The 14,790-nt window shown below is 39.8% G+C and carries 8 protein-coding genes; 5 read left to right on the top strand and 3 right to left on the bottom strand.

The annotated features are described in order from the left end of the window. Positions 1-43: 43 nt before the first annotated feature. The 4 genes from GTK47_RS08500 (at position 44) to cueR (ending at position 9,835) form a co-directional block, all read left to right on the top strand. Positions 44-1,729, top strand: a complete 1,686-nt coding sequence (locus GTK47_RS08500) for a ShlB/FhaC/HecB family hemolysin secretion/activation protein (RefSeq protein ID WP_165122766.1) — start codon at positions 44-46, stop codon at positions 1,727-1,729. Between the two features lie 33 nt (positions 1,730-1,762). Next, entirely contained in the window at positions 1,763-6,496 is a 4,734-nt protein-coding gene (gene hpmA, locus GTK47_RS08495; protein ID WP_165122765.1) for a calcium-independent hemolysin HpmA, read from the top strand. Between the two features lie 291 nt (positions 6,497-6,787). Further along, positions 6,788-9,277 carry a heavy metal translocating P-type ATPase gene (locus GTK47_RS08490; RefSeq protein WP_165122764.1) on the top strand — a complete coding sequence of 830 codons (2,490 nt, stop codon included), beginning with the start codon at positions 6,788-6,790 and terminating at the stop codon, positions 9,275-9,277. Positions 9,278-9,385: 108 nt separating this feature from the next. Continuing rightward, positions 9,386-9,835, top strand: a complete 450-nt coding sequence (gene cueR, locus GTK47_RS08485) for a Cu(I)-responsive transcriptional regulator (RefSeq protein ID WP_165122763.1) — start codon at positions 9,386-9,388, stop codon at positions 9,833-9,835. Positions 9,836-9,928: 93 nt separating this feature from the next. Here the strand turns inward: cueR and secA are convergent, their stop codons facing one another. Continuing rightward, positions 9,929-12,637 carry a preprotein translocase subunit SecA gene (gene secA / locus GTK47_RS08480; protein ID WP_165122762.1) on the bottom strand — a complete coding sequence of 903 codons (2,709 nt, stop codon included), beginning with the start codon at positions 12,635-12,637 and terminating at the stop codon, positions 9,929-9,931. Positions 12,638-12,735: 98 nt separating this feature from the next. Continuing rightward, the gene (secM, locus tag GTK47_RS08475) at positions 12,736-13,263 is read right to left on the bottom strand and encodes a secA translation cis-regulator SecM (RefSeq protein ID WP_165122761.1); all 528 of its coding nucleotides are present in this window, start codon (positions 13,261-13,263) and stop codon (positions 12,736-12,738) included. 45 nt (positions 13,264-13,308) lie between these two features. On the opposite strand from secM, the gene GTK47_RS08470 reads away from it, so the two are divergent. Then, positions 13,309-13,824 (top strand): DciA family protein, encoded by a 516-nt coding sequence (locus GTK47_RS08470; RefSeq protein WP_165122760.1) that lies wholly within the window; start codon positions 13,309-13,311, stop codon positions 13,822-13,824. Positions 13,825-13,858: 34 nt separating this feature from the next. Here GTK47_RS08470 and lpxC read toward each other — a convergent pair whose 3' ends face one another. Further along, positions 13,859-14,776: a UDP-3-O-acyl-N-acetylglucosamine deacetylase gene (gene lpxC / locus GTK47_RS08465; protein ID WP_036913397.1), complete on the bottom strand. Its 918-nt coding sequence runs from the start codon at positions 14,774-14,776 to the stop codon at positions 13,859-13,861. Positions 14,777-14,790 lie beyond the last annotated feature (14 nt).

The following is a 14,790-nucleotide window of genomic DNA, read 5'->3' as shown; positions in this document are numbered from 1 at the left end:
AATATTATTTATATTTGAATTAATACCTTTATATTGAGGTAAAATGAGAAAAAAAGTTATTTTATTAACACTATTAAGTGGATTTTCAACCAGTGGATTAACAGCAAATGATGCCAGTTATTTAGGCTCGATGGGAGAATCGCGGCGCGCATTACAAGATAGTCAACGTGAAATAAACCAACTTATTGAACAAAATCGCTATCAACAACTTCAAGAAAATGCATTAGAGGTTTCACCTACCCCCACACTTATTACTGAATCAGAACATTGTTTGCCTATTAATGGTGTGTATGTTCAAGGAATTACTTTACTTAATGAAAAAGATCTTGATTCCTTAACACCATTACCAGAGCAATGTATAAAAAGTGCCGACGTTAACCGTTTAGTCAAAGAGTTAACCCAACGCTATCTTCAACATGGTTATATCACTGCCAGAGTTCAATTTTTACGCCCAAATCAAGAGCAACAGCTTGGGCTGTATGTTATTGAAGGCTTTATTGAAAAAATTGAAGGCAGTGATCGAGGCGTTAACACAGCACTACTTTTCCCTCATGTTGAAGGAGAGCCTCTTAAGCTTTCAAAACTGGATCAGGGGCTTGATCAAGCAAACCGCTTACAGTCGAATAAAGTTAAGCTCGATATCTTGCCTGGCACGCAATTAGGCGGCTCTATTATTCAGCTCACCAATCAGCGACAAGCACCGTGGCACCTAAATATTTCAAGTGATAATTATGGGCAAAAAAACTCAGGGCGCTGGTTAGTTCGAACCAATGCAAGCTTAGACAGTCCATTAGGGCTATCTGACTTTGTCAGCTTAAATGCCAGTATTACCACTGATAATCCTAATACTCGCTTTAATCGTGCTTACACCCTACTTTATTCTTTACCTTATGGCGCATTGACATTCAGTACTTTTGGTAGCTATTCGGAGTATGAATTTCATCAAGCATTACAAACACGTACCGTACGTTTATCCGGTGATACAACACAAGTTGGTTTAAGGGGAGATTACGCTTTTTATCGTAATCAAAAACAGATTGATACCTTAAACATGCAGATAACACATAAGCGAATACGTAACTATTTCAGCCAAATCCGCCTTGATCTCAGTAGCCCTGCACTTACAACGGTAGAGTTAGGTATCAACCATTTACACATTGTTCCAAATGGTGTCATCAGCGTTAATTTAAGTGCAGAGAAAGCCATTAGTTGGTTTGGTGCAGATGAATCACCTCGTGTTGCTAATGGCAATGGTAATGACTATCGCTTTACAAAAGTTAAGCTTTTTGCCAATTGGCAACATCGTTTTGCCTTATCGAATTCTACATTTTTATTCAATAGCGCCTTCTTTGGTCAATATAGTCCTGACACCTTACCAGGTGTGGAATGGCTTAGTTTAACGGATAAAAACGCAATCCGTGGTTTTGACCAAAGTACACTTTCTGGCGATAACGGCGGCTATTTACGTAATACGCTTTCTTATCCTTATCGGATAAATACATTTTCAATCACCCCTCGAATTGGTCTCGATGCTGGCCGAGTGCAACAACATGGTAACTATGAAGGATGGCGTAGTGGCTATGGGCTAAGTTCAGGCTTAAATCTCCAATATCAAAAAGCACAATTCGATATTGAAGTCGCCAAGGGGCATTTGCTTTACAACCAAACGAATTCCAATAAAACCAAAGACCCTACTCAAGTGTTAGTTAGATTTTCATATTTATTTTGATTCACACTCATAGCAATAAACGGAGAAAACTCTATGAAATCAAAAAACTTCAAGCTCTCTCCTTCGGGTAGGCTTGCTGCATCTTTAGCGATTATTTTCGTATCACTAAATGCATATGCTGGCGGTATTGTTCCTGATGCGGGCAATCAAGGACCGAATGTTTCATCAGTCAATGGTGGTACTCAAGTCATTAATATCGTTACACCAAATAACGAAGGTATCTCTCATAACCAATATCAAGATTTTAATGTAGGTAAACCAGGCGCTGTTTTTAACAACTCCTTAGAGGCAGGACAATCACAGCTTGCAGGGCAATTAAATGCCAACAGCAATTTAAATGGACAAGCAGCTTCTTTAATTTTAAATGAAGTTGTTAGCCGAAACCCTTCGTTCTTATTAGGTCAGCAAGAAGTTTTTGGTATCGCTACGGAATATGTACTTTCTAACCCAAACGGTATTACCTGTGATGGATGCGGTTTTATCAATACTAGCCGCTCTTCTCTGGTTGTCGGTAATCCACTGTTTGAGAATGGTGAGTTAAAAGGTTATAGCACGCTTAACAATACGAATTTACTTTCTATTGGTAAAAACGGATTACATGCTCCCGGTCTTTTAGATTTAATTGCACCACGTATTGATAGCCGAGGCAAAATAACCGCCGCAGAAATTTCTGCATTAACAGGTCAAAATACGTTCTCTCAACGCTTTGATATTCTTTCATCACAAAAAACTGCTTCTGCCTTAGATAGCTATTTCTTTGGTAGTATGCAATCCGGTCGTATACGCATCATTAATACAGCAGAAGGTAGTGGCGTTAAATTAACGGGTAAATTTGTTGCTGATAACGAATTAAGTGTTAGAGCGGACAATATTCAAACGGATAGTCAAGTTCGCTATGACAGCTACGATAAAGAGGGTAGTGAAAACTATCAAAATTACCGTGGCGGTATTGCTGTTAATAACAGTGGTTCAAGCCAAACTCTGACTAAAACAGAGTTAAAAGGTAAAAACATCACATTAGTTGCTGATAATAAAAACCAAATTAAAGCCTCTGATTTAATGGGGGATGATATTTTATTACAAGGCGCTCATTTAACAGTTGATGGCAAACAGTTACAGCAAAAAGATACCGATACTGACAATCGTTGGTTCTATTCTTGGCAATATGATGTTACTAAAGAAAAAGAGCTAGTACAGCAAGTTGGTAGCCATATTGATGCCAAAAACAGTGCGACATTAACGGCAACTAAAGGTGATGTAACACTTGAAGGCGCCAAAATTAATGCGGGTAATACACTGGCAATTAATGCTAATCAAGATATCAATATCAACGGATTAGTTGAGAAAGAAAATCGCAGTGAAAATGGCTATAAACGCAACCATACTTCTCGTTTAGAAACTGGTAGCTGGAGCAATAGCCATCAAACAGAAACCTTAAAAGCTAGTGAACTAACCGCAGGTAAAACTCTAGGTTTAAATGCTGAAGGTTCAGTTACCGCTCAAGGTGCAAAATTACATTCTAATGAGAATGTTGTTGTTAACGCTAAAGAGAACATCAATCTTAATGTTCAAAATACCAACAATGATAAAACTGTAACCGACAATCATGTTGTTTGGGGAGGTATCGGCGGCGGTAATAATAAGAACAATAACAATAAACAAGAAGTCAGCCATTCAACACAATTAACAGCTGACGGACAACTGTTACTTGCAGCAGATAACAGTGTCAAAATCACAGGTAGTCAAGTCAAAGGTAATCAAGGCGCCTTTGTTAAAACGACTCAAGGTGACGTTGTTATTGATAATGCAATTAGCGAAACCATCACTAAAACAGACGAACGTACAGGTACTGCATTTAACATTACTAAAAACTCCCACAAGAATGAAACTAACCAACAGCATTCAACGGGTAGCGAATTAGTTTCTGATGCAGAATTAACTGTGGTCAGTGGTAAAGATGTCAATGTGATTGGTAGCTTAATTAAAAGTGCTGATGAGTTAGGAATTGAATCTTTAGGTGATATCAACGTTAGATCTGCACAGCAAACCACAAAAATCAATGATGAAAAAACATCATTAGAGATCACTGGTCATGCTAAAGAAGTTGAAGACAAGCAATATAGCGCAGGTTTTCATATCACTCATACTTCCAATAAAAACAACAGCACAGAAACTGAACAAGTAGGATCTACTCTCAGTGGTGGCAGTGTTAAAGTTCAAGCGGATAAAGATGTCACTTTTGCTGGCTCTGATTTAAAAACAACCGCAGGTAATGCCACTGTTTCTGGTGACAATGTTGCTTTTGTTTCAACAGAAAATAAAAAAGAGACTGACAGTACAGATAGAACCATTTCAGGTGGTTTTAGCTATACCGGTGGAGTTGATAAGATCGGTAGTAAAGCTGATTTCCAATATGACAAACAGCATACAACAACCGAACTCACCAAAAATAAAGGTAGCGAAACTCAAGTTGCAGGTGATTTAACCATTACTGCAAACAATGATGTGACGCATCAAGGTGCATCACACAAAGTTGATGGTACGTATAAAGAGTCAGGTGAAAACATTAATCACCTTGCAGCAAATGACAGTGCAACATCTAAAACAGATACCTTAAATATCGGTGTCGATGTGGGTGTTAATCTTGATTATAGCGGCGTTACTCAGCCGATTAAGAAAGCCGTTGAAGATGGTGTTGATGCTGCTAATCCTGACAGCAACAAAGGTATTGATAAAAAAGTTACTTTTAAAGATGCTATTAGTAATCTTGCTAACTTAAGTAACTTAGAAGCACCGAATGTGGGTGTTGAAGTTGGTGTTAAAGGTGGCGGTAGCCAGAAATCACAAAGTGATAGCCAAGCGGTTTCTACATCAATTACTGCGGGTAAAATTAATACTGACAGTAATAAAACGCTACATGACCAAGGTACTCATTATCAATCTACCCAAGGTGATATTGCACTAACAGCTAATACCCATACCAGTGAAGCAGCACAAGACAAACATCAAGAGTCCTTCCATGAAACAACGGGTGGCGGTCAAGTAGGTGTCAGTACCAAAACAGGCAACGATATTACCGTAGCGATTAAAGGTGAAGGTAAAACCACTGACACAAGCCTAACTACTACCAAAGCTGAAGGTAGCCAGTTTAATTCAGCCGGTAATATCAATATTAATGTACGTGAAGATGCACATTATGAGGGTGCTAAGTTTGACGCTCAAGAAGGTAAAACTGTCATAAATGCTGGCGGTGATTTAACACTTGCACAAGCAACAGATACCCACACTGAAAATCAACATAACGTAAATGGCAGTGCAAACCTGAAAGTAGGTACAACACCAGATAGTAAAGATTATGGTGGTGGCTTTAATGCAGGTGGTGCAAATCATCAAAAAGATCAGACAACAGCAAAAGCAGGTTCAGTGAATGGCACTCAAGGTATTGAGTTAAATTCAGGCCATAATCTGACTTTACAAGGCACTCATTTAACCAGCGAAAATGATGTTGCTCTGACTGCAACGAACAAAGTTGATTTCCAAGCAACAGAATCTCAGCGTACTGAAACAGGTAAGAACTTATCAGGTGGATTACAAGCGGGCTTCGGTCAAAAAACAGGAGATAAATCATCTTCTGTCAATGGGTTAGGTGGTGCTGAATTTGCTATTGGTAAGCAAGATGAGAAGAGTGTTTCTCGTGAAGGTGGAACCATTGCTAACCAAGGCAATTTAACTGTTAACGGTAGCTCGGTTAATCTTCAAGGTACTAAAGTTAATAGCAAAGATACGCAATTAACTTCTCAATCTGGTGATACCACGCTGACATCTGCACAATCAACAGATTACAAAAATAATTGGGGTACTGATATCTCTTTAAATGGCAAGCAAACCAATACGACGCCAAAAGAAGTGACTGAAGAAAACCCAGCAACCTCTATCCATGATATTGGTGGCAAAGTTTTAGTGAACGTTGAAGATCAACAAAAATCCACACACCAAAATGCTTCAGTAGAAACAGGTACATTAACTGTAAATAGCGACAAAAACCTCGCTCTTTCTGGTGCAAATGTTTCTGCGGATAATGTAACGGGTAATGTGGGCGGTGACTTTACAGTAACTAGCCAGAAAGACAGTGATCGTCATGTTACTGTTGATGTAAATGTTGGCTATAACCACAACAATGATCCTAAATCTAGTCAAGTTGATAAAACAGCCAAGGCAGGTGGATCATTATTAGAAGACACGATCAAAGAGACCATTGATTCAGGTATTAAATCTGCAACAGATGTTATCTCTGATAAATATAATTCACTCTCTTCAACTATCGCAGATAAAACCGGTATCAGTGACGAGACAAAAGCCAAAATTGATAAAGGTATTGGCACTGTAGGTAACGGTATCAAAAATATTGTAACTGGTGCTGAAGGTCATACAACCAATGCGGATATCAAAGTTTCTCATATTGATAATGATGCGGTGACTCAAACCACAACCTTAACTAGCAAAAATGATATTTCATTAAATGTAAGTGGTACAACTAAGCTTACAGGTGCTGAAATTAAAAGTGAGCAAGGTCAGGTTGATTTAGGTGGTAGCAACGTTCAATTAAACAATATTGAAGGTCACCAATATGAAGCAGGTGCAGATCTTGATCTGAAATCATCTGCTGTTGATTTAGTGAAACAACTTGCAGGTGGTGACTTATCATTAAAATCACCTGTTAAAGTTAATGAAACTGTAAACACAAAATCATCTATTTCTGAAAAATAACAGATACCCCATAAAAGAGTAATGCCTATTCTTTTGTAAGCCAAACCCGCTTGTTATCTCAATAAGCGGGTTTTTTATTTATCTGCTTAGATTTCGCTGATCATCCAATAAATTTACACTTCTTTAAGATTTAAATTAAATACAGAAAATGAAAAAGAGAAGCTAATACATTGAATTAAAAATAGAAAAGTACATTTTATCGTAGAAATTAAATCGTCATCGACTCCTTGACCTTCCCCTAATGGTAAAGCCTAAGCTTTATCTCATACCATATTTAAGAGGGGATTTTTGATGAACACTAATACTACGTTGTCCTCTGCCAATCGGTTGAGTTTACCTGTTGAAGGTATGACATGTGCATCATGTGTTGGTCGTGTCGAACGAGCCTTAAAAGCCGTACCACAAATACAAGATGCCGTTGTCAATCTAGCCACTGAACGTGCAGATATTACATTTACAAATACACCCGACCCCATAGTTGCCGTGAGTGCCATTGAAAGTTCAGGTTATAAAGTATCCGAAGAGATAACCGAGCTGGCAATTGAAGAAATGACCTGCGCATCTTGCGTTGGTCGTGTAGAAAAAGCACTAGCTCAAGTACCCGGTGTATTAGAAGCCACGGTAAACCTTGCAACTGAACGCGCTCGGGTACGCCATTTATCAGGCGTAGTATCGATCACGGATTTAGAGGCCGCCGTTGTACACGCAGGCTATAAACCCCGTCGTTTATCTGATGATCCAGCAAATACACGCGATGTAGGTGAAGAGCGCCGTGAAAAAGAGGAACGTTCATTACGCCGCGCATTACTTATCGCCACTATTTTCACATTACCCGTTTTTGTTATTGAAATGGGCTCACACTTTATTCCCGGCGTACATGGTTGGGTTACTCAAACACTGGGGCAACAACTAAACTGGTATATTCAATTTATCCTCGCCACTATTGTGATGTTTGGCCCCGGATTACGCTTTTTCCAAAAAGGAATACCAGCGTTATTACGCGGTGCTCCTGATATGAACTCATTAGTGTCTGTTGGTACAGCCGCCGCTTACGGCTATTCAGTAGTATCAACCTTTATTCCTCACGTCTTACCTGCGGGCACAGCCAATATCTATTTTGAAGCCGCTGTTGTGATTGTCACCTTGATCTTGTTAGGAAGAACGCTTGAAGCAAAGGCAAAAGGAAATACATCTCAAGCAATTAAACGTTTAGTCGGCCTACAAGCTAAAACGGCGCGAGTTTCTCGTCATGGTGAGACATTGGAGATCCCTCTTGATCAAGTCGTGATGGGAGATATTGTTTTTGTTCGCCCTGGTGAAAAAATACCTGTTGATGGGGAAATTATTGACGGCAACTCTTACGTTGATGAGAGCATGATAACGGGCGAGCCTGTACCTGTATCGAAAGAGATTGGCTCTGAAGTTGTCGGTGGAACCATCAATAAAACAGGTGCTTTTAGTTTTAAAGTCACAAAAGTTGGCTCCAATACCGTATTAGCACAAATAATTCGCTTAGTGGAAGAAGCTCAAGGCTCTAAGCTTCCTATTCAAGCCCTAGTTGATAAAGTCACCATGTGGTTTGTACCCGCAGTTATGTTAGGCGCAACGATCACCTTCTTTATTTGGTTAGCTTTTGGTCCAGAACCTGCACTAACCTTTGCGCTTATAAATGCCGTTGCTGTATTAATTATTGCCTGCCCATGTGCTATGGGATTAGCAACGCCAACATCCATTATGGTAGGCACAGGTCGCGCCGCAGAATTGGGAATTCTTTTCCGAAAAGGAGAAGCCTTACAAGCCTTACGCGATGTCAATGTTGTTGCTCTTGATAAAACAGGCACATTAACAAAAGGTCGTCCTGAATTAACGGATTTAATTCCAGCAGAAGGTTTTAAATATAACGAAGTCTTAAGCCTTGTTGCAGCTATTGAAACTTATTCTGAACATCCTATTGCAGAAGCTATTGTCAATGCAGCTAAAGAGGCTAAATTAACGCTCGCTACGGTTGAAAATTTCGAGGCGATTCCGGGGTTTGGCGTGAGTGCAATCGTGGGTGGAAGAGCTGTATCAGTTGGTGCTGATCGCTTTATGAAGCAACTAGAATTAGATGTAAGCCACTTTATCTCTTCAGCGCAAAAACTCGGTGAACAAGGCAAAAGCCCTCTTTATGCAGCCATTGATGGGCGTCTTGCTGCCATTATTGCCGTTGCAGATCCGATTAAAGAAACAACCCCTGAAGCAATCAACGCTTTACATGGTTTAGGTTTAAGAGTTGCTATGATCACAGGTGATAACGAAGCCACAGCAAAAGCGATTGCTAAACAGTTAGGTATTGATGAAATTGCGGCTGAAGTACTTCCTGATGGAAAAGTCGAAGCCTTAAAACAATTTAGCCATAAAGGCGCCAAAATCGCTTTTGTTGGTGATGGTATCAATGATGCTCCAGCACTTGCACAAGCTGATGTTGGGTTAGCGATTGGTACAGGAACCGATGTCGCCATTGAAGCTGCTGATGTCGTGTTAATGTCGGGTGATCTGCGCGGTGTCGTTGATGCAATCGCTTTAAGCCAAGCCACTATTCGTAATATCAAACAAAACTTATTTTGGGCTTTTGCCTATAACGCCTTATTAATTCCTGTCGCGGCTGGCATGCTTTATCCAATTAATGGCATGTTGCTTTCACCCATCATTGCTGCGGCCGCAATGGCACTTTCAAGTGTATTTGTATTGGGTAACGCCTTACGACTAAAACGTTTTCAAGCACCAATGAAAACACATTAATAGAGTGATTCTATTTATAGCCAGACTCAGCAAGGGTCTGGCTCAATATTATGAAGCGACTATTTTATACTTATAGAGAGTGCTTTATTATTTGATAAGGAGGACATAATGAATATTGGTCAAGCTGCAAAAAAGTCTGGTATTTCAAGCAAAATGATCCGTTATTATGAGCAAATTGGCTTAATTCCAAAAGCTATTCGTACTGATTCAGGTTATCGCGATTACACAGATACAGACGTAGCTTGCTTTCGTTTTATTCGCCATTCTCGAGCGCTTGGTTTTTCAACAGAACAAATATCAACATTGTTAGTTTTATGGAATAACAGAGAACGTGCCAGTGCCGATGTGAAATCTATCGCACTCTCCCACATTGAAGAACTCAATCGTAAAATTACTGAACTACAACGAATGACAAAAACGTTAGAACACTTAGCGAAAGATTGCCAAGGTGATAACAATCCTGATTGCCCGATTATTGCAGGATTAGTTGAGCCCAAGTCAGGCTCTCAAAGTAAAACAACCAAAAGTCACCTTTCCCGCCTTCGCTCTTCAATTTAGTTTTTCTATCAACCATAAAAAATCCCGCTTATTACTAAGCGGGATTTTCTTGTTCAACGGAAAGTTAAATAACCATTGTTATCAACGGATAAATTAACCTAATTGACCGTGACAATGCTTAAATTTCTTACCCGATCCGCAAGGACATGGTTCGTTACGACCCACTTTTTTACCTGCGGCAACTTGACCATCTACTGCTGACATTTGAGATTCTTTTGTCACTTCATGGCTTAATTGCTGTTGTTTAGCTAAACGTTCTGCTTCTTCACGACGGCGACGTTCTAACTCTTCAACTTCTTCTGGTAAACGAACTTGTACTTTGCTTAGTGTGCTGATCACTTCGTATTTCAGTGATTCCAACATATTAGCAAACATAGCGAACGATTCACGTTTGTACTCTTGTTTTGGATCTTTTTGTGCATAACCACGTAAATGGATACCTTGACGTAAATAATCCATTGCTGCCAAGTGCTCTTTCCACAGTGAATCTAGCGTTTGTAACATCACGCCTTTTTCAAAGTTACGCATCATCTCAGCACTAACGATCTCTTCTTTCGCTTTATAGACTTCGATAGATTTTTCTAAAATACGCTCACGCAATGTTTCTTCGTGTAATTCAGGCTCTTTATCTAACCACTCTTTGATTGGTAAATTTAAATCAAAGTCTTTTTGTAGACATGCTGTTAAGCCTTCGATATCCCACATTTCTTCCAGTGATTGAGGTGGAATATAATTATCAATCATTGAAGTGAAGACGTCTTGGCGAATGCTATCAATAGTTTCGCTTACATCTGCCACATCCAGTAATTCGTTACGCTGAGTATAGATTGCACGACGTTGGTCATTTGCCACATCATCATATTCAAGCAGTTGCTTACGAATATCAAAGTTGCGGTTTTCTACTTTACGCTGTGCGTTTGCTATCGCTTTGGTTACCCAAGGGTGCTCAATCGCTTCGGTTTCATTCATACCTAATTTACGCATCATGCCAGACACTTTGTCTGAAGCAAAAATACGCATTAAGGAGTCTTCCATAGATAAATAGAAACGAGAAGAACCTTCATCCCCTTGACGACCCGCACGACCACGTAACTGGTTATCAATACGACGAGATTCGTGACGCTCAGTACCAATGATATGCAAACCACCAGAGGCTAATACTGCATCATGGCGCTCTTTCCATTTGGCTTTGATTTCTTCGATTTGCTCTTCAGTTGGCTCTTCAAGTTTAGCCACTTCAGTCTGCCAACTACCCCCTAACACGATATCGGTACCACGACCTGCCATGTTAGTTGCAATAGTTACCGCTGAAGGTAAACCTGCGTTAGCAATGATGTCCGCTTCCATTGCGTGGAATTTCGCATTCAGCACGTTATGGTGAACATTCGCTTTAGTCAGCGCTTTAGAAATTTCTTCTGATTTTTCAATTGAAATGGTACCCACAAGAACAGGCTGACCATTTTGAGTACGTTCACGAATATCTTCAATAATGGCGGCAAATTTACCTTGCTCGTTCATATAAACTAAGTCAGGTAGATCTTTACGTACCATTGGGCGGTTAGTTGGGATAACAATGGTTTCTAAGCGATAGATAGAGTTAAATTCAAACGCTTCAGTATCCGCAGTACCGGTCATCCCTGCTAATTTTTCGTATAAACGGAAATAGTTTTGGAATGTGATTGACGCTAATGTTTGGTTCTCATTTTGGATCTTCACACCTTCTTTTGCTTCAACCGCTTGGTGTAAACCATCTGACCAACGACGACCTTGCATTGTACGACCCGTGTGTTCGTCAACAATGATAACTTCGCCATCTTTAACAATGTAGTCAACGTCTTTGGTAAATAGCGCGTGAGCACGTAATGCTGCTGTCACATGGTGCATTAACATAATGTTAGCTGGTGAGTATAAAGACTCTCCTTCTTTCATCATGCCAGCATCTGCTAATAATCCTTCGATTTTAACCAAACCGCGTTCTGTGATGTTCACTTGACGTGTTTTTTCATCAACAGAGTAATCACCTTCACCTTGGAAAGTGTCTGAGTCTTCTTTCTCTTGAGAAATCAAGTGAGGGATCACTTTATTCATTTGGATATAAAGCTCAGAACTGTCTTCTGCTGGACCTGAAATGATCAGCGGAGTACGCGCTTCATCGATTAAGATTGAGTCGACCTCATCCACTAAAGCATAGTGTAATTTACGTTGAACACGTTCTTGTGGGCTAAATGCCATGTTGTCACGCAGGTAGTCGAAACCAAATTCGTTGTTCGTACCATAAGTGATATCAGCATTATAGGCTTCACGTTTTACTGGTGGCGCCATATTTGGCAAGTTGATACCAACGCTTAAACCCAAGAATTCAAACAGAGGACGGTTATTTTCGGCGTCACGTTGTGCTAGATAGTCATTGACAGTAACAACGTGAACCCCTTTACCTGATAACGCATTTAAATATGCCGGTAATGTTGCAGTTAATGTTTTACCTTCACCTGTACGCATCTCAGCAATACAACGTTCATTTAGCACCATACCACCGATTAACTGCACATCGAAGTGACGCATACCAAAGACACGCTTACTTGCTTCACGTACGGTTGCAAATGCTTCAGGTAAAATATCTTCTTCTTTTTCACCGTTCTTTAAACGCTCACGAAATTCATTTGTTTTCGCTTTTAGCTCATCATCAGTCAGCTTTTCAAATTCTGGTTCTAATTTATTAATTTCACCAACAATTTTACGCATACGACGGATTGTACGATCATTACGACTACCAAAAATTTTGGTTACAATTTTACCTAACATAAATCTTTATTCTCATTTATGGCGTGAAACGCCGAAAACAGCCTCTGTATCTATCAATAAACAGAGATAACCATAATCTTATTAGATTAAGTGACTCATTAAACTGTTAGGTAAGGCCCTGCGCGAATGCCACGGATTTGTGCAAGCCATAATCCGGTATGATAGGAATTTGTATTCTGTACTAAAACGTAGCCAGAAAGAGGAAGGTTGCTTAGTGCCGATGATGGAGTCTCTGTTAATAAGGCATACAGAGTATCAAGCATAACCGCTGCAACATTAGAAACAGGCAGCGGTTCATCTTTGGCTTTAACCATCAACTCAGGCGAATTAATGGTGAATGCAAAAGAGAGCTGTTTAATCACATTTTTTACTGCATGTTGTTGCCAGTAATTAAAGGTGAAGGATGAAGCAGGATTCTGTACACTTTGACGTAAGAATAAGTTATCAAACGCAATAAGTGCCTGACTTTGGCGGTTTTGAGATGAAGGGGTATCAGTTTGCTGTGGATTTTCGGCATGAGTAGACAACAGCGAAGGTATTCCAATACCTGCTGCTACCATCCCTAAAAGCAGGTGCGACCAAAAATATCGCCTGCCAAACTGTCGCCAAAAACTTATAATGCTCATTAACCTTCGTTGCTCATTAATCTTTATTTTGTGGAGTCAAAATCTATGCGGGATAGTTACCCACAATCATTGGAAAAAATCTTCATTGAACTTGAAGGTTCCAACAAGAGTACATTACAACTTATACAACAGCGTGCAACGATTTTACTAAAATTAAATCGCGCCGTCATGGCTCTTTTACCTGTTCCTTTACGAGATAAGTGCCGTGTCGCAAATTATCGCAGTGCTATTTTAATTATTGAAGTTGCAAACGCAAGTTGGTTAACTCGTTTACGTTATGAAACCCCATCATTACTTTCTGCATTGAGACAAGAAATTTTACCATCCTTATCCTCAATAGACATCAAAATAAATCCGTCTTTGGGAATAAAACAGGAAAAAAGATCTTTAATATCATCATTAAAAGAGCAAGAGCCTATAAAGAGACGTCACTTAAGTTTAGAAAGCGCACAATCATTGAAGTACTTGGCAGAGAAAAGCCCGAAGAAATTAAGAGAGAGATTAGAACGGTTGGCTGCACTTGCCGGAGAGAGTACAAGTACAGCCAAAAATGAACGTTAATTAGAGATAATTAACGTGCTTTCCTTCGCAGGAATTAAGCAAAGACCATTGAGGGAGCTTTGAATGCCACTGGCATTTGCGCTTCGTCTTCAAATGTGACGAATTCCCACGCAGATTCTTTTGCTAATACAGCTTGGAGCAATTTATTGTTTAGTGCATGACCTGATTTAAACGCGGTGAATTCACCGATAATGTTATAGCCACACATAAATAAATCACCGATTGCATCCAACATTTTGTGACGAACGAATTCATCTTCAAAACGTAGGCCATCGTCGTTGAGAACACGATAGTCATCAACTACGATTGCACAATCGAAGCTTCCGCCTAAACACAATCCTTTGGATTGCAGGTATTCGATATCACGCATAAATCCAAAAGTACGAGCACGACTGATTTGGCTCATAAAAGACTCTGCGGAGAAATCTAATTTATAACGTTGTGTACTTGCATCAATGGCTGGGTGATTAAAATCAATAGTAAAATCTAATTTAAACCCGTTATATGGACGCATTTCTGCCCATTTGTCGCCATCTTCTACACGCACTGTTTCTTTGATGCGAATGAATTTCTTCGCAGTACGAAGCTCTTCGATGCCTGCATCAAGTAACAAGAAAACAAAAGGTGCCGCACTTCCATCCATAATTGGAATTTCAGGTGCGTTCACTTCAATTACGATATTATCAATGCCTAAACCAGCCAGTGCTGCGTTTAAATGCTCAACGGTTGATATACGCACATCGTCTTCGTTAACTAAGCAAGTACATAACATAGTGTCACGAACTGATTTTGCGTCTGCTGGAAAATCCACCGGTGGATTTAAGTCAGTACGACGGTAGATGACCCCAGTGTTTGCTGGCGCCGGACGCATTGTAAGCGTAACTTTTTTACCCGTGTGAAGTCCCACACCAGTTGCTTGTACAATTCGTTTTAATGTCCGTTGTTTGATCATCATTTTATCTCGCA

Source organism: Proteus sp. ZN5, assembly GCF_011046025.1.
GTDB lineage: Bacteria > Pseudomonadota > Gammaproteobacteria > Enterobacterales > Enterobacteriaceae > Proteus.
Note: the sequence above shows the minus strand (reverse complement) of the source record. Positions and strands in the feature narration are given on the sequence as shown.